This window comes from Modestobacter lacusdianchii (assembly GCF_054177765.1).
Genome location: NZ_JBJJTJ010000004.1, coordinates 17,156 through 36,210 on the forward strand (window position 1 = coordinate 17,156; position 19,055 = coordinate 36,210).

Annotated in this window: 18 protein-coding genes; 9 read left to right on the forward strand and 9 right to left on the reverse strand. The window is 75.7% G+C overall.

Translation table 11 applies throughout. The features are described from left to right. Positions 1-61 precede the first annotated feature (61 nt). Positions 62-814, forward strand: coding sequence for a ribosome hibernation-promoting factor, HPF/YfiA family (gene hpf, locus ACJTNH_RS03740; RefSeq protein WP_458172932.1), 753 nt, complete (start codon positions 62-64; stop codon positions 812-814). Positions 815-901: 87 nt separating this feature from the next. Here the strand turns inward: hpf and ACJTNH_RS03745 are convergent, their stop codons facing one another. Beyond that, positions 902-1,465: a GNAT family N-acetyltransferase gene (locus ACJTNH_RS03745; RefSeq protein ID WP_458172933.1), complete on the reverse strand. Its 564-nt coding sequence runs from the start codon at positions 1,463-1,465 to the stop codon at positions 902-904. After that, positions 1,462-1,911 carry a TIGR03618 family F420-dependent PPOX class oxidoreductase gene (locus ACJTNH_RS03750; protein WP_458172934.1) on the reverse strand — a complete coding sequence of 150 codons (450 nt, stop codon included), beginning with the start codon at positions 1,909-1,911 and terminating at the stop codon, positions 1,462-1,464. The genes ACJTNH_RS03745 and ACJTNH_RS03750 overlap by 4 nt, the downstream gene beginning before the upstream one ends. 89 nt (positions 1,912-2,000) lie before the next feature. Here ACJTNH_RS03750 and secA point away from each other — a divergent pair, with 89 nt between their 5' ends. Beyond that, positions 2,001-5,048, forward strand: coding sequence for a preprotein translocase subunit SecA (secA, locus tag ACJTNH_RS03755; RefSeq protein ID WP_458172935.1), 3,048 nt, complete (start codon positions 2,001-2,003; stop codon positions 5,046-5,048). A 123-nt stretch (positions 5,049-5,171) separates the two neighbouring features. Here secA and ACJTNH_RS03760 read toward each other — a convergent pair whose 3' ends face one another. Both ACJTNH_RS03760 and ACJTNH_RS03765 read right to left on the reverse strand, forming a co-directional pair. Continuing rightward, a complete protein-coding gene (locus ACJTNH_RS03760) occupies positions 5,172-5,744 on the reverse strand; it encodes an Rv3235 family protein (protein WP_458172936.1) in 573 nt (190 codons plus the stop codon). 70 nt (positions 5,745-5,814) lie between these two features. Continuing rightward, the gene (locus ACJTNH_RS03765) at positions 5,815-6,549 is read right to left on the reverse strand and encodes a LysM peptidoglycan-binding domain-containing protein (RefSeq protein ID WP_458172937.1); all 735 of its coding nucleotides are present in this window, start codon (positions 6,547-6,549) and stop codon (positions 5,815-5,817) included. A 90-nt stretch (positions 6,550-6,639) separates the two neighbouring features. On the opposite strand from ACJTNH_RS03765, the gene ACJTNH_RS03770 reads away from it, so the two are divergent. After that, positions 6,640-7,206: a hypothetical protein gene (locus tag ACJTNH_RS03770; protein WP_458172938.1), complete on the forward strand. Its 567-nt coding sequence runs from the start codon at positions 6,640-6,642 to the stop codon at positions 7,204-7,206. Between the two features lie 38 nt (positions 7,207-7,244). Here the strand turns inward: ACJTNH_RS03770 and ACJTNH_RS03775 are convergent, their stop codons facing one another. Continuing rightward, a complete protein-coding gene (locus tag ACJTNH_RS03775; RefSeq protein ID WP_458172939.1) occupies positions 7,245-7,490 on the reverse strand; it encodes a helix-turn-helix domain-containing protein in 246 nt (81 codons plus the stop codon). A 218-nt stretch (positions 7,491-7,708) separates the two neighbouring features. On the opposite strand from ACJTNH_RS03775, the gene ACJTNH_RS03780 reads away from it, so the two are divergent. The 4 genes from ACJTNH_RS03780 (at position 7,709) to ACJTNH_RS03795 (ending at position 11,786) form a co-directional block, all read left to right on the forward strand. Next, positions 7,709-8,455, forward strand: a complete 747-nt coding sequence (locus ACJTNH_RS03780; RefSeq protein ID WP_458172940.1) for an SAF domain-containing protein — start codon at positions 7,709-7,711, stop codon at positions 8,453-8,455. After that, the gene (locus ACJTNH_RS03785) at positions 8,455-9,735 is read left to right on the forward strand and encodes an AAA family ATPase (protein WP_458172941.1); all 1,281 of its coding nucleotides are present in this window, start codon (positions 8,455-8,457) and stop codon (positions 9,733-9,735) included. The genes ACJTNH_RS03780 and ACJTNH_RS03785 overlap by 1 nt, the downstream gene beginning before the upstream one ends. Positions 9,736-9,818: 83 nt before the next feature. Further along, positions 9,819-11,210, forward strand: coding sequence for a WS/DGAT/MGAT family O-acyltransferase (locus tag ACJTNH_RS03790; protein WP_458172942.1), 1,392 nt, complete (start codon positions 9,819-9,821; stop codon positions 11,208-11,210). Between the two features lie 75 nt (positions 11,211-11,285). Then, complete coding sequence (locus tag ACJTNH_RS03795; RefSeq protein ID WP_458172943.1) at positions 11,286-11,786, forward strand: DUF6912 family protein; 501 nt, start codon at positions 11,286-11,288, stop codon at positions 11,784-11,786. Positions 11,787-11,795: 9 nt separating this feature from the next. Here the strand turns inward: ACJTNH_RS03795 and ACJTNH_RS03800 are convergent, their stop codons facing one another. Further along, the gene (locus ACJTNH_RS03800; protein ID WP_458172944.1) at positions 11,796-15,974 is read right to left on the reverse strand and encodes an FtsK/SpoIIIE domain-containing protein; all 4,179 of its coding nucleotides are present in this window, start codon (positions 15,972-15,974) and stop codon (positions 11,796-11,798) included. 152 nt (positions 15,975-16,126) lie between these two features. Between ACJTNH_RS03800 and ACJTNH_RS03805 the strand changes: the two genes are divergently transcribed. Further along, positions 16,127-16,420 (forward strand): WXG100 family type VII secretion target, encoded by a 294-nt coding sequence (locus ACJTNH_RS03805; protein WP_222194079.1) that lies wholly within the window; start codon positions 16,127-16,129, stop codon positions 16,418-16,420. 13 nt (positions 16,421-16,433) lie between these two features. On the opposite strand, the gene ACJTNH_RS03810 is transcribed toward ACJTNH_RS03805, so the two are convergent. Both ACJTNH_RS03810 and ACJTNH_RS03815 read right to left on the reverse strand, forming a co-directional pair. Continuing rightward, the gene (locus tag ACJTNH_RS03810; protein WP_458172945.1) at positions 16,434-17,363 is read right to left on the reverse strand and encodes an MFS transporter permease; all 930 of its coding nucleotides are present in this window, start codon (positions 17,361-17,363) and stop codon (positions 16,434-16,436) included. Further along, complete coding sequence (locus tag ACJTNH_RS03815; protein WP_458172946.1) at positions 17,360-17,848, reverse strand: hypothetical protein; 489 nt, start codon at positions 17,846-17,848, stop codon at positions 17,360-17,362. Before ACJTNH_RS03815 ends, ACJTNH_RS03810 begins: the two co-directional genes overlap by 4 nt. Positions 17,849-17,967: 119 nt before the next feature. On the opposite strand from ACJTNH_RS03815, the gene ACJTNH_RS03820 reads away from it, so the two are divergent. Beyond that, positions 17,968-18,540, forward strand: a complete 573-nt coding sequence (locus ACJTNH_RS03820; RefSeq protein ID WP_458172947.1) for a MaoC family dehydratase — start codon at positions 17,968-17,970, stop codon at positions 18,538-18,540. 12 nt (positions 18,541-18,552) lie between these two features. Here ACJTNH_RS03820 and ACJTNH_RS03825 read toward each other — a convergent pair whose 3' ends face one another. Next, positions 18,553-18,966 (reverse strand): NUDIX domain-containing protein, encoded by a 414-nt coding sequence (locus ACJTNH_RS03825; protein WP_458172948.1) that lies wholly within the window; start codon positions 18,964-18,966, stop codon positions 18,553-18,555. Positions 18,967-19,055: the final 89 nt, after the last annotated feature.

Sequence of the window (19,055 nt, forward strand, 5' to 3'; positions counted from 1 at the left end):
GTACCGGGCAAACGCGGCTAGCGTCGGTTCGATCACAGCCCGCGCTCAACCGGGAGGTCTCATGGAGATCGTGGTCCGAGGTCGCAACGTCGAGGTGCCCGAGCACTTCCGCCAGAAGGTGGAGGACAAGGTCGGCCAGCTCGAACGTTTCGACGGCAAGGTCATCCGCATCGACGTCGAGTTGCTGCACGAGAAGAACCCCCGCCAGGCGGCGAACTGCCAACGGGTGGAGATCACCCTGCGGGGCAAGGGGCCGGTGGCCCGCGCCGAGGCGTGCGCTCCCGACTTCTACGCCGCCCTCGAGCTGGCCGCCGGCAAGCTCGAGAACCACATGCGCCGGGCCAACGACCGGCGCCGCGTGCACCACGGCCGTCGCACGCCGCCCAGCGTGCGGATCGAGGGCGTCGCCGCCGTCGAGGACGCGGTGCCCACCCTGAGCACCTCTGCCGGGGGCAGCAGCGCCCCCGAGACGACCTCCGACGGGCGACCGTCGGCCGACATCGAGGCCGCGCTCGCCGACGGGCCGCTGGTGACCGACCTGGACGAGCACCTCCCCGGGCAGATCGTGCGCGAGAAGGTGCACCCGGCCACCCCGATGCACGTCGACCAGGCGCTCTACGAGATGGAACTCGTCGGCCACGACTTCTTCCTGTTCCTCTGCGCCGACACCGGGGTGCCCTCGGTGGTCTACCGCCGGCACGCCTTCGACTACGGCCTGATCCGGTTGGGCGCCCCGACCGGCGCCGAGGACGGTGGTGCCCCCGCTCCGGCGGTCGCCTCGTCCGCGGCGGCGGGGGACCTCACGCCCGCTTGAGCCCCGACCGCACACCGGCGAGCCGCCCCCCGCAGCCGCGGAGGGCGGCTCGCCCGTGTCGGCCTCCCGCCGCGAGCCGGCCCCTCGTCAGTCGCCGGGGAGACGGGAGAAGAGCGCCGCGTCGGCCGTGCTCCCGTCCCGGTAGTGCAGGTAGGAGCGCAGCACGCCCTCCTGGGTGAACCCCGCCCGGCGGGCGACCGACTGCGAGCCGAGGTTGGCGACGTCGGCGACCAGGTACACCCGGGGGGCGCCGAGCCCGAGGGCCCACTCGGCCATCGCGTGCGCCGCCTCGACCGCGTAGCCCCGCCCACGGGCCTCCCCGGCGATCCAGTAGCCGACCTCCGGACCGAGTGGGTGCTGGTTGATCCGGTGCACGCCGGTCGAGCCGACGAGCCGGCCGTCGGCCTCGATGGCCACCGTCAGCCCGGTGCCGGCCCGGCGTTCACCGGGCGCCTCCCGGGTCACCCAGGAGACGGCGTCCTCCCGGGTGTAGCGCGGGCCCACCGCGGGGATCCAGCGGCCGATCTCGGGGTCCTGGCAGGCGGCGAGCACGGCGTCGACGTCGTCGTCCCGGAACGGGCGCAGCACCAGCCGCTCGGTGCGCACCACCTCGGTCACCAGGTCGATGCCGCTCAGGTCCAGCTCGGTCACTGCGCCTCCTCCGCCTCGTCCTCCACCGGGGCGCGCCAGCGTTCCGCGTTGCCCAGCACCCGGTCCACCGAGATCTCCAGCACCACCCGGGCCGGGTTGACCCGCGGCTGCTGGTACCGCGCGGCGTACCGCGCCTCGGCGTCGGCGACCGCGGCGGCGTCGTCGCGCACCACCGCCGTCCCCTCGAGGGTGGCCCAGCACCGGCCGTCGACCTGGCAGACCGCGACCCGGGACTGCCCGGCGCGCACGTGCCGGGCCTTGGCCGACGTCCCGGAGGTGATCACCCGCGCCGTCCCGGTGGCGGGGTCGAGGGTGACCCCGACCGGGACGACGTGCGGGCTGCCGTCGGCGCGCAGCGTGGTGACCGTGGCCAGGTGGCGCTCGGTGAAGAAGGCCACCAGCCCGGGGCCGAAGAGGTCGGCGGGAGGGGAGGAGTCGGGGGACACGCCCGCGGAGGGTACGGAACCAGCCGGTCCGGGTAGTGCCCTCGGCCGCGCCGGGACCGCTCACCGGGTCGGCCGCCTACGCTGGGGTCGTGGTGTTCAACAGGATCCTGCGTGCCGGTGAGGGCAAGATCGTCCGACGGCTGTCCAAGATCGCCGATGCGGTCGAGGCTCTCGAGCCCGACGTCACCGATCTGACCGACGCCGAGCTGCGCGCGAAGACCGACGAGTTCAAGCAGCGGTACGCCGACGGGGAGACCCTCGACCAGCTGCTCCCCGAGGCGTTCGCCGTGGTCCGCGAGGCCTCGACCCGCACGCTGGGCCAGCGGCACTACCGCGTGCAGCTGATGGGCGGTGCGGCGCTGCACCTGGGCAACATCGCCGAGATGAAGACCGGTGAGGGCAAGACCCTGACCGGTGTGCTGCCGGCCTACCTCAACGCCCTGAGCGGCGACGGCGTGCACGTGATCACCACCAACGACTACCTGGCCCAGCGCGACGCCGAGTGGATGGGCCGGGTGCAGCGCTTCCTCGGCCTGACCGTCGGCACCATCGTCTCCGGCCAGCCACCGGCGACCCGCCGCCAGCAGTACGCCGCGGACATCACCCACGGGACGAACAACGAGTTCGGCTTCGACTACCTGCGCGACAACATGGCCTGGAGCAAGGCAGACCTGGTGCAGCGCGGGCACGCCTTCGCCATCGTCGACGAGGTCGACTCGATCCTCATCGACGAGGCCCGCACCCCGCTGATCATCAGCGGCCCGGCCGAGACCAGCGCCAAGTGGTACGGGGAGTTCGCCCGGATCGCCCCGCTGATGAAGCGCGACCGGCACTACGAGGTCGAGGAGGCCAAGCGCACGGTCGCCATCACCGAGGAGGGCGTGGAGTTCGTCGAGGACCAGCTCGGCATCGACAACCTCTACGAGGCGGCCAACACCCCGCTGATCAGCTACCTGAACAACGCCCTCAAGGCCAAGGAGCTGTTCAAGAAGGACCAGCAGTACATCGTCACCAACGGTGAGGTCCTCATCGTCGACGAGCACACCGGCCGCGTGCTGGCCGGGCGGCGCTACAACGAGGGCATGCACCAGGCCATCGAGGCCAAGGAACGGGTGCAGATCAAGGACGAGAACCAGACCCTCGCCACGATCACGCTGCAGAACTACTTCCGGCTCTACGAGAAGCTGTCGGGGATGACCGGCACGGCCCAGACCGAGGCCGCCGAGCTCTCCCAGACCTACTCCCTGGGCGTCGTGCCGATCCCCACGAACCGGCCGATGATCCGCGAGGACCGCGCCGACGTCATCTACAAGACGGAGAAGGCCAAGTTCGACGCCGTCGTCGACGACATCGCCGAGCGGCACGAGGCGGGCCAGCCGGTGCTGGCCGGCACCGCGAGCGTGGAGAAGTCCGAGGTGCTGGCGAAGTACCTGCTCAAGCGGGGCATCCCGCACGAGGTGCTGAACGCCAAGAACCACGCCCGAGAGGCGTCGATCATCGCGATGGCCGGCCGGCTCGGCGCGGTCACCGTGGCGACCAACATGGCCGGCCGCGGCACCGACATCCAGCTCGGCGGCAACGCCGAGTTCATCGCCGACGAGCAGCTGCGCGCGAAGGGCCTGTCCCCGGCGGAGACGCCGGAGGAGTACGAGGCCGCCTGGGACGACGCGCTGGCCGCGGCCACGGCGCAGGTGAAGGCCGAGCACGACCAGGTCGCCGAGGCCGGCGGGCTGTACGTGCTGGGCACCGAGCGGCACGAGAGCCGCCGCATCGACAACCAGCTGCGTGGCCGTGCCGGGCGTCAGGGCGACCCGGGCGAGTCCCGGTTCTACCTGTCGCTGGGCGATGACCTGATGCGCCGGTTCAACGGGCCGATGCTCGAGAACATGATGACGACGCTGCGCGTCCCCGACGACCAGCCGATCGAGTCCAAGATGGTCAGCCGGGCGATCCGCTCGGCGCAGACCCAGGTGGAGCAGCAGAACTTCGAGGTCCGCAAGGACGTCCTGAAGTACGACGAGGTGCTCAACCGGCAGCGCACGGTCATCTACGACGAGCGCCGCAAGGTGCTCGACGGCGAGGACCTGCACGAGCAGGTGCGCACCATGGTCGACGACGTGGTCACCGCCTACGTCAAGGGCGCCACCGAGGCCGGCTACGCCGAGGACTGGGACCTCGAGCAGCTGTGGACCGGGCTCAAGGCGCTCTACCCGGTCGGCCTGGACCGGCAGGAGCTGCTGGACCGGGTGGCCGACGGCGACCAGGCGGCGCTGACCGCCGACGTGCTGGCCGACGAGCTGCTGGCCGACGTCCACGCGGCCTACGAGACCCGCGAGCAGACGCTGGGCTCGGAGGTCATGCGCGAGCTGGAGCGGCGGGTGCTGCTGTCGGTGCTGGACCGCAAGTGGCGCGAGCACCTCTACGAGATGGACTACCTGCGGGCCGGCATCCACCTGCGCGCGATGGCCAACCGCGACCCGGTCGTGGAGTACCAGCGCGAGGGCTACGACATGTTCAACGCGATGCTCGACGGCATCAAGGAGGAGTCCGTCGGCTTCCTGTTCAACCTCGAGGTCAAGACCAAGGAGCAGCAGGCGGCGGAGGCGGCGCAGAAGCAGGCCGCTGCCGAGGCCGACGCGCTGGCCAAGGCGCAGGCCGGCACCGAGCGGGTGCTCGCCCGGCAGGCCGCCGCGGCGGCGGCCGCGGCGCAGGCCGCGCCGGCTGCCCCGGTCGCCGAGCCGTCGTCCGACGGGGACGGCGCCACCCCGGCGGCGGACGGCGACGGCACTGCACCGGCGGCGGCGTCCAACGGTGGTGGGACGACGGCGGGCGCCGCCCGGCGGACCCGCAAGCCGGCGCCCGCGGCGGCCGCCACCACGACGGCCGAGCCGGTGGCCGAGCCCGCGTCGGCCGGCACCGGGCCGGAGCTGCAGGTCAAGGGCCTGGAGGCGCCGAAGCAGCAGCAGCTGAGCTACAGCGCCCCGAGCCTGGACACCTCGGCCAAGGACGGCGGCCGGGCCAAGGCAGCGAAGACCGCGACGGTCACCGGCACCAAGGAGACCCCGCGCAACGCGCCCTGCCCGTGCGGGTCGGGCAAGAAGTTCAAGCAGTGCCACGGCGCTGTGGGCAACGCCTGATCGAACACCACCCGCCCACCCCGGCGGGACGCTGCGGTGACGCCCCGCCGACCGACTGGTCGGCGGGGCGTCCTGCTGTGGTCGGGTCGACAGGCTGCTTCTCGAGCAGGACCGGGTGTGCACTCAGCCGATCTGCAGGGCGGTGCAGCGCCAGCGACCGTCGAGGCCCTCCAGCCGGGCGGCGACGGCGTGCGCCCGGCCGGCCCGGCGGGCCACCGCACTCACCTCGGCCACCCCGTCCACCGGCTCGCAGACCCGCACCGAGCTGATCACCAGGGGCGCCGTCCCCTCGCTGCACCACCGGGGGCGGCGCCGCTGGGTGAGCGCGGTGAACAACGGCGGGCTGACCAGCGCCTGGAGCTGACCGATCGGCCGGCGGCCGGCGAACGCCTCCAGCGCCGAGGTGACCACCTGGCGGCCCACCGCCTGCGGATCGGGCAGGTCGGCCCGGCGGGACCAGGCCGGCCCGAAGTCGTCACCCGCGTCGACCGGCTGGGCGTCCAGCCGGGGCCGGGGACCGGGTGGCGGCACCGGTCGGGTGGTGCGTCGCCCCGGGACGAGCAGCCGCACCGGCACCCGCTCGTCGGCCAGGGGCGGACCCGGCGTGCGGACCACGGTCAGGTGCACCCGACGGCCCGGCGTGCTGCGCGCGGGGTCGACCGGCGCCGGTGGCGTCGAGGACAGGGGAGCGGTCATGCGGGTCTCCTGGGCGTGCGGGATGGGCGGTGGGGGCTGTGGGCGGGCGGCTGCCGGGTGCGTCCGGAGATCACGGCGGTGGTGGGTGCAGCACCTGACCGGGCAGCAGCAGGTCGGGGTCCGGGCCGATCACGGCCGCGTTGGCGTGCCACCAGGCCTGCACGGCTGTCGCGACGTCCGCGTCCGTGACTGGGGCGCCGGTGCGGACCAGGTGGTCCCGGGCGATGTCCCAGAGGCAGTCGCCGCGGAGCACGACGTGGCCGGCGGGTGCGGCCGGCCAGTCCGGTACCCGCGGCCCGGTCGAGGGCGCGGGGGGCCGGTCGGGGGCTCCCGGCGCGGACGACGGTGCAGTCGGCCAGTCGAGCCCGGCGGGCCCGTCGAGGAGCACCGGGAGGTCGCCGGCCGGGCGGTCGGCGGCCACCGTGGTCAGCGCGACGGTGGGCGGCCCGGCCGGCGCGGTCAGGGGCGCGGTGGCACTGAGCCCGACCCCGATCGCCAGTGCGGCGGCTCGGCGGGCGCCGGCCGGCAGCACTCCGGAGAGGAGGACGCCGGCCAGCCGGCCGGCCCAGCCGGGCACGGCCGTGGCGGCGGTGAGCAGCAGGCCGAGCGCGCCCCACGCCCAGCACAGCCAGGCGAGCGCGGTGACGACGACCACCACCAGGGCGTCCGCGCCGGCCGTGTCGACCAGCTGCTGAGGCGCCTGCGCGGCCGCCCGGAGCTCGGCCGGCGCGGCGCCGAGGGCGGCCAGCAGCCAGCCGGCACCGCACACGGCGGCCGTCGTCCCCATCCAGCGTGGCAACGGCACAGCGCCTCCTCTCGTCGCAGTGACCAAACACCACCAACGCAAGCAAACGCAACCAAACGCATGGACTTGTGGACAGTTACGCTGCCGGTCATGCGCTGGGAGCAGCTCTTCGCCGACCTCGAGGCCCAGGTGGCCGAGCAGGAGGCGCTCGCCGAGCGGGCCGAGGACGGTTCGCGCGCCCGGGCGGAGCACGGGCGGGTGCGGCTCGCCGACCGGCTCCGCGGGGCGCACGGGCAGGAGCTCACGATCGGCTGCACCGGAGCCGGTCAGCTCAGCGGCCGGCTCACCGACGTCGGCGCCGACTGGCTGCTGCTGACCGACGCGCAGGAGAGGCAAGTGCTGGTGGCGCTGCCCGCGGTCTGCTCGGTCACCGGACTGGCCGCGCTGACCGCGCAGGCGGTCGAGGAGGGCTCGGTGGCGCGGGCGCTGGACCTGCGGCGCGCGCTGCGCGGTCTGGCGCGCGACCGGGTGGGTGTGCAGGTGCTGCTCGCCGACGGCACCGCGCCGACCGGCACCATCGACCGGGTGGGTGCCGACTTCGTGGAGCTGGCCGAGCACCCGCTGGACCAGCCGCGGCGGCGTGGGGCCGTCACGGGCGTGCGGGCGCTGCCCCTGCCGGCGGTGGTCGCCGTCCGGACCGCCCTGGCCGCCGGCTGAGCCGACGCGGCGGCGTCACCTCCGCCGGGCCCGGTGGGTCAGCGGGGGGAGTCGACCTCGGCGTCCTCGCCGACCGGCTCCTCGGCGACGGCGGTGGCCCGGGCCTCGGCGTACTTCTGCTGGATGAAGCGCTCCAGCTCGTCCTTCTCCACCCGCCACTGCCCACGGCCGCCGATCTGGATGGCGATGAGCTCCTTGCGACGCACCAGCGCGTAGGCCTGCGACCAGGAGACGTTCAGGATCTCCGCGACGTCGTCGAGGGTGAGGAAGCGCTGGGTGGCCATGAGGGTCCGTGTTCTCCCGTCGAAGGTGCCCGCCAGTGTGGCAGCCGGGTGACATCGGGGTGCGTCGTCCACCCGAAGGTGTGGACGACGCCTGCGCGGCGCCCGGCCCCTCGGTCATGATCTCCCTCCGCGACCGAGGACCACGAGGTCGGGCGGGCTGTCGCACACCGCGGTGCGGCAGACGGGGCACGGCAGACAGGGCGAGGGATGACCGACCGATGAGCACGTCCACTGCGGCGCCCGCAGCACCCTCGGCGGCCGTGCCGGCCAGCTCGGCGCCACGCCGGGTGCGGCCACCCCGCTGGCTGGACCTCCGCCTCGTGCTCGGCGTGCTGCTGGTGCTCGGGTCGGTCCTGCTGGGTGCCCGGGTGGTGACCGCGGCCGACGCGACGGTCCCGGTCTGGTCGGCGGCCGGTGACCTGGCGGCCGGCACGGTGCTCGGTGCGGACGACCTGGTCGCGGTGCAGGTCCGGCTGGACGACGTCGCCTCGGCGTACCTGGCCACCAGCACCCGCCCAGCGGGCCGGGTGCTGGCCCGCGCCGTCCGGGACGGGGAGCTGCTGCCGCGCTCGGCCCTGGAGGAGCCCGCCGACCTGGTGCAGCTCGCGCTCCCGGTGCAGGCCGGCTACGTGCCACCGCAGCTGGTCCGCGGCCAGCTGATCGACGTCTACGCGGTCGCCGACCCGGCCGTCGGCGCGGCCACCGCGACCGGCGGGGACGTCGACCTGGTGCTCTCCGGCGCCCCGGTCCAGGCGGTCACCGGGCGCGGTGACGGCGTCCTGTCCACCGCCGGCACCACGGTCCAGGTCGTGGTCTCGGTGCCGGCCGACGACGCCGCGGAGGTGCTGGCGGCCATCGGCGGCCGTGGCCTGGTGGTCGTCGTGCGCGCCACCGTCGACGACGCGACAGGTCGAGCCGGGGACGCCACGACCGGTGGCGCCGGCCCGGCGGGGCCGACCGGCTGATGGCGCTGCAGGTCTTCACCGCGGTCACCGGCGCGGCCTGGGAGTCCGAGCTGGTCGGTGCCCTGGACCGGCAGGACCACGGGGTCACCGTCGTCCGCCGGTGCGTCGACGTCGCCGACCTCCTGGCCGCGGCGACCACCGGCACCGGGCAGGCCGCGTTGCTGTCGGCCGAGCTGCGCCGGCTCGACGGCGCCGCGGTGGCCCGGCTGACCGCGGCCGGGATCGCCGTCGTCGGGCTGGTCGAGCCGGGCGACGACAGGGCCGCCGACCGCCTCCGCCAGCTGGGCGTGGCCCGGGTGCTCCCCGCCGACGCCCCACCCGAGGAGATCGCCGAGGCGCTGCGCGCCGCGGTGTCGGGTGCTCCTTCACCCGGGCACGACGTGGGCGACCCCCGCGCCGCGCTGCCGGTGCTCGGCCTCCCGCCCGAGCCACCCACCCGCCCGGGCGGCCGGGGCCGGGTGGTCGCCGTCTGGGGACCGACCGGCGCACCCGGCCGGACGACGGTGGCGGTCGGGCTCGCCGACGAGGCCGCCCGGCTGGACGCGCCGACGCTGCTGGTCGACGCCGACGTCTACGGCGGGGTGGTCGCCCAGCTGCTCGGGCTGCTGGACGAGTCGCCGGGGATCGTGGCGGCGGTCCGGCAGGCGACGGCCGGGACGCTGGACGTCGCTGCGCTGGCCCGGCTGGCCTGGGCGGTGACCCCGCAGCTGCGGGTGCTCACCGGGCTCACCCGCGCCGACCGGTGGCCCGAACTGCGGCCGCAGGGCATCGACGTGCTGCTGGAGGAGGCCCGCCGGCTGTGCACGCTCACCGTCGTGGACTGCGGCTTCTCGCTGGAGGAGGACGAGGAGCTGGCCTTCGACACCGCGGCACCGCGACGCAACGGCGCGACCCTGACCGTCCTGGCCGCCGCGGACGAGGTGCTCTGCGTCAGCGGCGCCGACCCGGTGGCGTTGCAGCGCACCGTGCGGGCGCTGGCCGAGCTCCGCGACGTGCTGCCCGACGTCTCGCCGCAGGTGGTGGTCAACCAGCTGCGCCGTGGGCCGGTGCCCGGCGACGCGCGCCAGGAGATCGCGTCGGCGCTGCAGCGGTTCGCCGGCCAGGAGGTCCGCGCCTTCCTGCCGGCCGACCGGCGGGCCACCGATGCGGCCCTGGCGGGTGGGCGCACGCTGGCGGAGGTGGCCGCTGGGTCGCCGCTGCGGGCCGGGCTGCGCGCGCTGGCCGCGGAGCTCGCCGGCGTGCCGGCGGTGCCCGGTCGGCGGGGCCGCCGCTCCCGGTGACCGGGGCTGCCGGGAGGGCGGTGTGCCGGGCCGGGGACACCGGGACGTAGCGTGGACCAGCCGTCAGTGAGGAGGGTCACGCTGTGGTCGAACGGCTCACCGCGCTGGATGCGTCCTTCCTGTACCTGGAGGAGCCCGGCACGCCGATGCACGTCGGCGCCGTCCTCGTGCTCGAGTGCCCCTCCGGCGGGCTGGACCACGAGGCGCTGATCGAGCTGGTGCGCACCCGGCTCCCGCTGGTGCCCCGGTACCGGCAGAAGGTCGTCGAGGTGCCCGGTCACCTGGCGAACCCGGCCTGGGTCGACGACCCGGACTTCGACGTCAGCTACCACGTCCGGCGGTCGGCGCTGCCGCGTCCGGGCAGCCAGGAGCAACTGCTCGACCTGGTCGCCCGGCTGACCGCTCGGCCGCTGGACCGCAGCCGCCCGCTGTGGGAGATGTACCTGGTCGAGGGGCTGGCCGGCGACCGGACGGCGGTGGTGACCAAGACCCACCCGGCCCTGGTCGACGGGCTGGGCGCGATCGACATCGGCCAGGTGATCCTCGACCCCGACCCGGACGTCCGGCCGGCTGCCGTGGTCGACCCGTGGCTGCCCCGGCGGCCACCGGGCCCGGTGGCCCTGGTCTGGGAGGCGGTCGAGGACTACCTGCAGCGCCCCTCGGCGGTGCTGGACACCGCCCGCACCGCGGTCGGCGACGTGCGCGCCACGGCCGCCCGCTGGGCCGGGGTGGCCGGCGGCGTGGTGGCGGCGCTGGCGCGCACCGCCGTGTCGCCGGCGCCGGTCAGCCCGCTGAACGCGCCGATCGGCCGGCAGCGGCGGGTCGCGGTGGCACGCGTGGCGCTGGAGGACCTGCGGGTGGTGCGCAAGGCGCACGGCGGCACGGTCAACGACGTGCTGCTCACCTCGGTCACCGGAGCACTCCGGGAGTGGCTGCTGTCCCGCGGGGAGCCGGTGGTGGGCAGCACGTCGGTGCGTGCGCTGGTCCCGGTCTCGGTGCGCGGGGAGGACGACGCCGCACCGGGGGAGGTCCGCTCCTTCCTGGTGGACCTCCCGGTGGGGGAGCCGAACCCCCGCGTACGGCTGGCCCGGGTCAGCTTCGCGATGCGCGGGCTGGCGCCCAGCGGGCAGTCGGTGGGCGCCGACACGCTCAGCGCGCTGTCGGGGTTCGCCCCGCCCACGCTGCACGCCCTGGGGGCGCGCGCGGCCAGCGGTCTGTCCCGGCGGCTGTTCAACCTGGTGGTCACCAACGTCCCCGGACCGCAGGTGCCGCTCTACGCCGGCGGCGCCCGCATGGTGGAGGTCTTCCCGGTGGTCCCGCTGGTCCGCGGCCAGGGCCTGTCCATCGGCCTGACCAGCTACGACGGCACCGTCTACTTCGGGCTCAACGCCGACCGGGACAGCGTGAGCGACGTCGACGCACTGGCCGACCTGATCGAGCAGGAGGTCGCCTACCTGGTCGAGTCGGCCGGCTGAGCGACCGCACCGGGAAGATCCCCGCCCCGGTGACGTTACGGTCGCTGTCCCACGACTTCAGGAGGCGAAGAACCGGTGCGCGTGTACCTGCCGGCCACGACGACCGTGCTGCAGCGGTTGCTCGACGAGGGCCGACTCGAGGGACCGCTCACGGTCTTCACGGTGACCCCCCAGCTGCGTGACTTCTACGAGCTGAGCGACGACGAGGAGCTGGAGTACGCGGCGCTGATCGCAGCGGCCCGGGCCAGCCTCCGGCTGATGGACGTCGACCCGACCGCTGCCCGCCGCCGCGTGGTGCTGGCGGCCGACGTGCCGGATGCGTCGGTGACCCCGATCGTCGCCGACGGCGCCGACGCCGGCGCCGCGCGCACCACGACGTCGGTGGCCCTCGGGGACGTCGCCAGCGCGCACATCGACGGGGCCGAGGCCGAGGAGGACGTGCGCAAGGCGGTCGCCGTGGTCCTGGAGGCCGACCTCGGCAGCGCCGACGCCCAGTTCGTCGTCGACCAGGCCGAGGGCCACGAGCTGGCCTGGTACGCCAACCAGGAGATCGGCCCCGCCCTCGAGCTCCTCTGAGCGACCGGCTCACCCGCCGCCGGTCGGCCCGCGGTGCCGGGCGACCTGCACCCGGGTGGCGCCGGCCGGGGTGACCAGCCAGCCCGATCCCGGGCGCGCGGGCAGCGGCGTGCGGGGGAGCCGGAGCCCGAGCTGCTCGGCGTCGCCGGGGCCGGGGCGCAGGAGCAGCGCCGTCCGGGCGCGCCGCAGGGCGGCGGCCGGCCCCCGGAAGGAGCCGGCGAGCTCCGCGGCCGTCCCGGTGCCGAGCACCAGCACCGGACCGCCGGGCCGGCTCAGCGCGCCGAGCTCGTCGGCGACGGGGTCGGGCAGCCCGGTCAGCTCGTCCACCAGGACCAGCGTCAGGCGCCCGTCCTGCCGTGACACCCACTCCCGGAGCGCCACCGGGTCGGTGCACTCCAGCCGCTCCGGGTGCCAGCTCGCTCTCTCCGTCCCGGTGGTGCCGGCCGACGCGGTCACCAGCTCGAGCACGGCGGCGCCCAGCGCGTGGGCGTGCCGGCCCAGGGCGTGCAGCGCCGAGCTGCGCCCGCTGCCGGGCGGACCGACGAGGAGCAGGCCGTTGCTGCGCTGGACGTCGACGCAGACCGGAGCTCCGTCGTCGCCGCCGGGCCCCAGGGGCAGCCGGAGCGGGGCACCGGACTCCAGCGGGACGGCGTCGGGCAGGTCGAGCCGGGGATCGGCCGGCAGCTCGCTCACCCGCAGTGGGCCGGGGCCGGTACCAGCGGCCGCGGAGCCGGTCGGGGGGCGGCCGGCCGGCCGGGGCAGGGCGAGCTGGCACTCGAGGGCGTCCTCCCCGACGAGGGCCCGGCCCGGCGGACGGTGCCCGGGGACGGCGCGGGCGGCGATGCCCGCGACGGCGTAGTCGGCGCGGTCGGGCAGCGGCAGCACGACCCGGGTGTGCAGGGCACTCGCCACCCGACTGCCCGGGACGGCCCGGTCGGTGGTCAGCGCGACCGTCAGCCGTGCCGCGGCGCCGTCCCGGACCAGCCGGAGCAGCCCGCCGGCCCCGGTGGCCGGATCGGCCTCCTCCAGCTGGGCGGCGAGGCTCTCCCAACCGTCGACCAGCAGGAGCAGCGCCGGGTCGCCGGCGCACCCCTCGGCCCGGCGGCGGTCGACCTCCTCGAGCAGCCGGGTCACCAGCCGCACCGTGCGGTGCGGGTCGTCCCGGCCGACGGTCGTGCCGGTGTGCGCTCCGGGGGCGGCGGCCGCGGCGAGGGCGCCGCCCCCGTGGTCGAGCACGTGCACGTGCAGCGCCTCGGGTTGCAGCTGCCCCACCGCCTCGGCCAGCACCGTCCGCAGGGCGGTCGTGCGGCCGCTGCGCGGACCCCCGACGAAGGCCCACCCGCCACCGGCTGCGAGGTCGAGCTCCAGCGGCCTCTGCTGCTGGTGGTCGAGGACGTCGCACAGGCCGATCCGGAGCACCGAGGTGGCGGCGGCCGTGCGCCACCGGTCGAGCGCGTCGGCCGGCAGCCGGTCGGGCAGGGGCGGCAACCAGGGCCGGTGCGGTGGGCGGGTGCGCTCGGCGCGGGCCTGCTCGCCGAGTGCGGCCACCACGCGCACCAGGTCGGGCTCGCCGGCCGGGACGGCCGGGCACACCGGCTGTTCCGGAGGTGCCGGCCAGACCGAACGGGTCACGGTGGGCGCCGCGTCGGCGGGCGGGCTGCCGCCGGAGACGCGGGCCACCTGGAGCAGCACCGGTGCGGCGTTCCCGCTCCGCAGGTAGGCCCGGCCCGGCCGGTCGGGGGACAGCTGCGCGGGCAGCGTGCTGCCGAGCACGTCCCGGGCGTCGCTCTCGTCAGTGGTGCGCAGACAGATCCGCAGGGAGCAGTTGGCCCGGATCTCGGGGCTGACCACCCCGGCGGGACGCTGGGTGGCGAGCACCAGGTGCACACCCAGGGACCGGCCGCGCTGGGCGATGCCCACCAGCCCGCTCACGAAGCCGGGCAGCTCCTCGGCGAGGGTGGCGAACTCGTCGACGACGATGACCAGCCGCCCGGCGTCGACCACAGCCGGCAGGTCGACCAGGTCGCGCACCCCGTGCTCGGCGAGCAGGCGCTCCCGGCGGGTGAGCTCTGCGCCGAGCGAGTGCAGCGCCCGGGCGGTGGAGTGACCGTCGAGGTCGGTGAGCAGGCCGACCGTGTGCGGCAGCGCGGCGGCCGCCCCGAAGGCCGCGCCGCCCTTGTAGTCGACCAGCAGGAAGCTGCAGCGGTCCGGTGGGTGCCGCAGGGCGAGACCGGCCACCAGCGTCTGCAGCAGCTCCGACTTGCCCGAGCCGGTGGTGCCGGCGACCAGGGCGTGCGGTCCGTCGCGGACCAGGTCGACCTCCAGGGGGCCGTCCCCGGTCAGCCCCAGGACGGCGGTCAGCCGCCCGCGGCCGCGGCTCCAGGAGCCGCTCGGTGCGCCCGTGACAGGGTCGATCGCCGCACCGGCGCCCGGCAGGTCGAGCAGGCGGGCGCCGGACGGCAGCGCGCCGGCCGACGACGGGACGGCCAGGACGGCGAGGTCACGGGCGATCCCGGCGGCGACGGGCTCGCCGACGGCGTCGAGCGTCAGCAGCCGCTCCTGCTCCAGCCCGGGGGCGCGCAGCCGCCCGGTGGTGCCCGTCTCCCCGCACACCTGCAGCCGGGCGGGAGCGGGCAGGGCGAGGGCCGCCTCGGACCCGGCGACGTCCAGCCGGACGACCTGCTCGGGTGCCTGCCCCAGGGCGGCGACCACAGCGGCGTCCGGGGTGCCGTCGACCACCACCAGTGTGCGCGGCCCGCCCGGGTCGGCACTCCCGGTGGCCCGGGACGGGGGCCGGAGCGAGCTGGGCAGTGACGCGCCGGGGGTGACCACCGCGGTCAGGTGCGGCAGCCACCGGGCCCATCGCCAGTCGGTCAGCTGCCGGGCGCCGCAGACCAGCACCAGCCGCAGGTCGGTCGGTGGGTGCAGGGTCGCGAGCTGGCAGACCAGTGACCGGGCGACGCCCACCGCCGGCTCGCGCGGCCCGACGACCCCCAGTGCGCCCACCCCGCCCAGTGGCAGCGTGACCGGTGCGTGCCGCACGGCGACGGCGACCCGGCTGCCGTCCGGCTCGACCCGGGTCACCGATGACGGCCCGTCGCCCGTCCCGAGCCGGACCGGCACCGAGCGCGCCGGGTCACCGCTCCGCGACCAGAGGGGGCTCGCGCGGCGACGGGCGGCCACGGCCAGCCGCGCCGGGTCGGGGTGCCGCTCCTCGCGTGCGGCCAGGTCGGCGGCGACCGCGGCGTCGAGCCGGGCGGCAGCCCGGGCCAGCGCGGCCGCGTGGTCGGCCAGGGCGGCACGGTGGCTGCGGCGGCCGGAGATGCGGTCCGAGCACCAGGTGGCCAACGCGACCACCGGGCTGAGCAGCGCGAAGAAGAGGAAGTGCGGGGTGGCGAGCAGCCAGGCCATGAGCAGGCCGCCGACGGCGGGGAGGGCCACCGCGACCCACCCCAGTCGCCGGCGCGGTGGTTCCGGTGGGGCGACCGGCCAGTGCACGGAGACGCCCTCCGGTGCGACGGCCGGGCGGGGCAGCGGCCGGATGCCGATCCGTCCGCCTCCGGCGGGGGCGGACTCGAGCACGGCGCCGCCGGGGCCGGTCAGCCGCAGGCTCGTCGAGCCCAGGTGCACCGTGGCCCCGACCGGCCACTCCCGGCCCTCGGTGCCCAGCGGTTCGCCCGGGCCGGTGGGGCCGGTGATCGAGCTGCCGTTGGCCGAGCCCAGGTCGGCGACGGTGACCCGGCCCTCGGCGACGGCGACGACCGCGTGCCGCCGGGACACGTCGGGGTCGGTGAGCACCAGGCCGCAGCCGCTCGCCCGCCCCACCACCAGCGAGCCCTGCCCGAGGGCGAGGCCGCGGCCGGCGTCCGGCCCGCCGGTCACCTGGAGCTCGAGGGCACCGGACGCCCGGTCCAGCGCCGACCGTGGCCCCGGACGGCCGAGACCGAGCACCGCGCCGTGGCACAGCGCGCTCGACGACAACGGCGTCGCGGGGGCCAGCGTGGTCGACCCGGCCCAGAGCTGCGGTGCGGGCTGGCCCAGCGTGCTGCCCAGCGCAGGGAGCACGTCGCCCAGCACCGCCTCGTCACGGGCGTGCACCACCACGTCGACCGGGCCGTCGTGCGACACGAGGGTCCAGGTCCGGTCGACGCCACGGGCCGGCGCGGGTGCGGAGGAGCAGGGGAGCACGGGCAGATGCTGCCCGTGCGGTCACCTCCGCGGGCGGCCGTCACGACATCTGTGGACGGGCTCCGGGCCTGTGGACGGCCAGGGCCGACGGCCGGCCGACCGCCCTACCGTCGTGCCGCACCGGGAGGGGCCCGGGAGGACGAGGAGGGGTCATGAAGGTCGACATCGCAACGCTCAACGCCATGGCGGGCCGGTGCCAGGGAGAGGCAGCGGACACCAGCGCCCGGCACACGACGCTGTCCGCGAGCATCAACAGCTCGGTGCTCGAGGGCTGGACCGACAGTCAGGCAGCCGTCCAGTTCAGCGAGCTGTACGAGAAGTGGCGGCTGTCCAGCCAGGGGGTGAGCGAGGCGCTGACCGGCATGGGGCAGCTGCTCACCACGGTCGCCTCGGCCTACCAGCAGCACGAGGCGGAGATGGCCGCCCGGATCGGTGCACTGCTCTGACGGTCGGGCCGGCTCAGCCGGGGACGGGGCTCCCGGGCACGGCCGGGAGCCCGGTGTCGGTGCTCCGCCGCCGGAGCACCGACAGGCGTTCCCACGGCAGGATCGACAGGATCGCGACGCAGTGCGGCAGGAAGATGATCCCGACGCCGGCGTAGACCATGACGTGGAAGCCGAGCAGGAACAGCACCAGCCCGATCCGGGCCCGGTCGGTGCGCACCAGCAGGATCAGCGGCGCGGCCAGCTCGACCACGATCATCACCCACTGGGCGGCCGGCAGCAGCCACGCGACGTCGAGGGTCCACATCGACAGCTCGGTGCCCCGGCGGACCACGGCCCGGGTCAGCGTGGCGCCGGTCGCCCAGTCCCAGCCGCCGAACCGGATCTTGGCCCAGGCGGCGAGGAAGTAGGTGAGCATCACCGTGACCAGCACGGCCGCCATGGCGAACCCGGCGGCCTCCGAGGAGCGCCGGTCGCGCAGCCGGGCCCGCCCGATCGTCGGCAGCACGGCCAGGGCCACCAGGAAGGCGATCCGGTCGTGGTCGACCTTCCCGTAGCTCATCGCGATGACCATCCACTCCGAGTAGAGGAGGAAGACGGCGATGCCGAGCAGGCGCGGCGCCCGGCCGGTCGCGGCGGCGACCGCGGCGATCACCAGCGCCCACTGCACGACCAGCACGAGGGTGTGCGTCGGGGTGGGCAGGTGCAGCAGTCGGCCGATCAACAGCGGCTGGTACCACTCGGTCGGCACGTCGGCGTGCGCCCGCACCCAGGCCGTGGTGAGGAAGACGTCGATCGGGATGAACAGGTAGGCGATCGCCCGGAAGACCGCGATCCGGGGCAGCGGCACCGGGCGGAACCACCAGCGGGGGGTGCCGGGGACGGCGGGGGCCTCCTCCGGCCGCACCGGTGCGGCGGCGGGTGGGGTGGTGGCCGAGGTGCTCACGCGCCCTCCTCCAGCTGGTACTCGATCAGCACCCGGTCGCTGACCTCACCGGTCCGCTGGCCGTCCTCGAGCTCGAAGCGGCGCTGCACGACCTGCACCTGCACCAGCTCCTCGGCGTCGGGGTGGCGCTCGGCGTAGGAGTCGGCGAGGAGCCCCAGCATCGAGGGGTCCCGGGAGATGCGGGGGAGCTGCCCCTCGAACTCCGCCCGGCGCAGGCCCACCTCGCCACCGGAGAGCCGGACCTCCTCACCCGCGGCGGTCAGCCCGACCACCCGGGTGGAGACGACCGGGGTGTCGGGGTCCGCCCGGGTGGAGTACATCCGGAACGGGCCGAAGGGGAAGGCGTCGTCGTCCCCCCAGACGGAGCCGGCCAGCAACAGGGCGAGCACCACCACGGCGGCGGCCAGCCGGGCGCGCCGTCCGCCCGGGCTCAGGCGCTCGACCTCGGCCTCGGCCGGCAGGTCAGGGGCGGACTGCAGGTGCACCGGCCCATCGTAGGATCGGCGCCCGTCCAGACGGGTCATCGATGCTCCGTCGCGGCCGCTCCCGTTCCGCTCCGCGGACCAGGCGTCCCGGCAGCCCCACCCGCGTCGTCCGTCGCCCGATGTCGACCAGCGGGAGCAGCCAGATGCAGTTCGGCCGGTACTACGAGGAGTTCGAGGTCGGGGCCACCTACAAGCACTGGCCCGGCAAGACCGTCACCGAGTACGACGACCACCTGTTCTGCCTGCTCACCATGAACCACCACCCGCTGCACCTCGACGCCCACTACGCCGCGGAGACCACCGAGTTCGGCGAGAACGTCGTCGTCGGCAACTACGTCTACTCGCTGCTGCTGGGCATGAGCGTCCCCGACGTCTCCGGCAAGGCGATCGCCAACCTGGAGGTCTCCTCCCTCCGGCACGTCGCCCCGACCTTCCACGGCGACACGGTCTACGGCGAGACGACCGTGCTGGACAAGACCGAGTCCCGGTCCAAGGACGACCGCGGCGTGGTGCACGTGGAGACGATCGGCTACAAGCAGGACGGCACCGTGGTCTGCGTCTTCCGGCGCAAGGTGATGGTGCCCAAGCGTTCGCACGGCGAGGCCCGCGGCGGCGAGCAGCCCGGCCGGCCCGAGCCCGGCGAGCAGCCCGGCAGACCCGACTCCGAGCGGCCCGAGCCCGTCCGCGGCTGACCGGCGGGCGGGTCAGCGGGGCAGCACGCCCCAGCCCGCCAGCGCGACGAGCACGCCCGGGGCCAGGTCCAGCGCGGTCAGCCCGGCGGCGTCGACGAACGCCGCGTCGGCCGCGTCGTCGCCGGCCACCGGCTGCCGGCCCGGCTCCGCCAGCGTGCACCACCAGTCGGTGACGGTGAAGACGACGCCGTCCCCCTCGATCCGGACCGCCCCCAGCGGACGCACCGGGCGCACCGCCAGACCGGTCTCCTCGGCCAGCTCGCGCACCACGGCCTCGGCCTCGGACTCGCCGGGCTCCACCCGGCCACCGGGCACCGACCACAGCCCGGCGCTCGGCGCGTGGGCCCGGCGGACCAGCAGCAGCCGGCCGTGCCCGTCGTGCACCACCGCACCGACACACGGCACCTCCGGCAGCGGCTGGACCACGTGGGCGAGGCTACGGCGGTGGCCTCCGGCCGACCCGTGTCGCGCGGGACCGGCTGCTGACCAACTCTTGACGAACACCTCGCAGAACA

Excerpts from the sequence above, each read along its gene's own strand:
- hpf (WP_458172932.1), top strand. The coding sequence starts at position 62 with ATGGAGATCGTGGTCCGAGGTCGCAACGTCGAGGTGCCCGAGCACTTC.
- ACJTNH_RS03760 (WP_458172936.1), bottom strand. The coding sequence starts at position 5,744 with ATGACCGCTCCCCTGTCCTCGACGCCACCGGCGCCGGTCGACCCCGCG.
- ACJTNH_RS03770 (WP_458172938.1), top strand. The coding sequence starts at position 6,640 with ATGCGCTGGGAGCAGCTCTTCGCCGACCTCGAGGCCCAGGTGGCCGAG.
- ACJTNH_RS03775 (WP_458172939.1), bottom strand. The coding sequence starts at position 7,490 with ATGGCCACCCAGCGCTTCCTCACCCTCGACGACGTCGCGGAGATCCTG.
- ACJTNH_RS03780 (WP_458172940.1), top strand. The coding sequence starts at position 7,709 with ATGAGCACGTCCACTGCGGCGCCCGCAGCACCCTCGGCGGCCGTGCCG.
- ACJTNH_RS03785 (WP_458172941.1), top strand. The coding sequence starts at position 8,455 with ATGGCGCTGCAGGTCTTCACCGCGGTCACCGGCGCGGCCTGGGAGTCC.
- ACJTNH_RS03805 (WP_222194079.1), top strand. The coding sequence starts at position 16,127 with ATGAAGGTCGACATCGCAACGCTCAACGCCATGGCGGGCCGGTGCCAG.
- ACJTNH_RS03820 (WP_458172947.1), top strand. The coding sequence starts at position 17,968 with ATGTCGACCAGCGGGAGCAGCCAGATGCAGTTCGGCCGGTACTACGAG.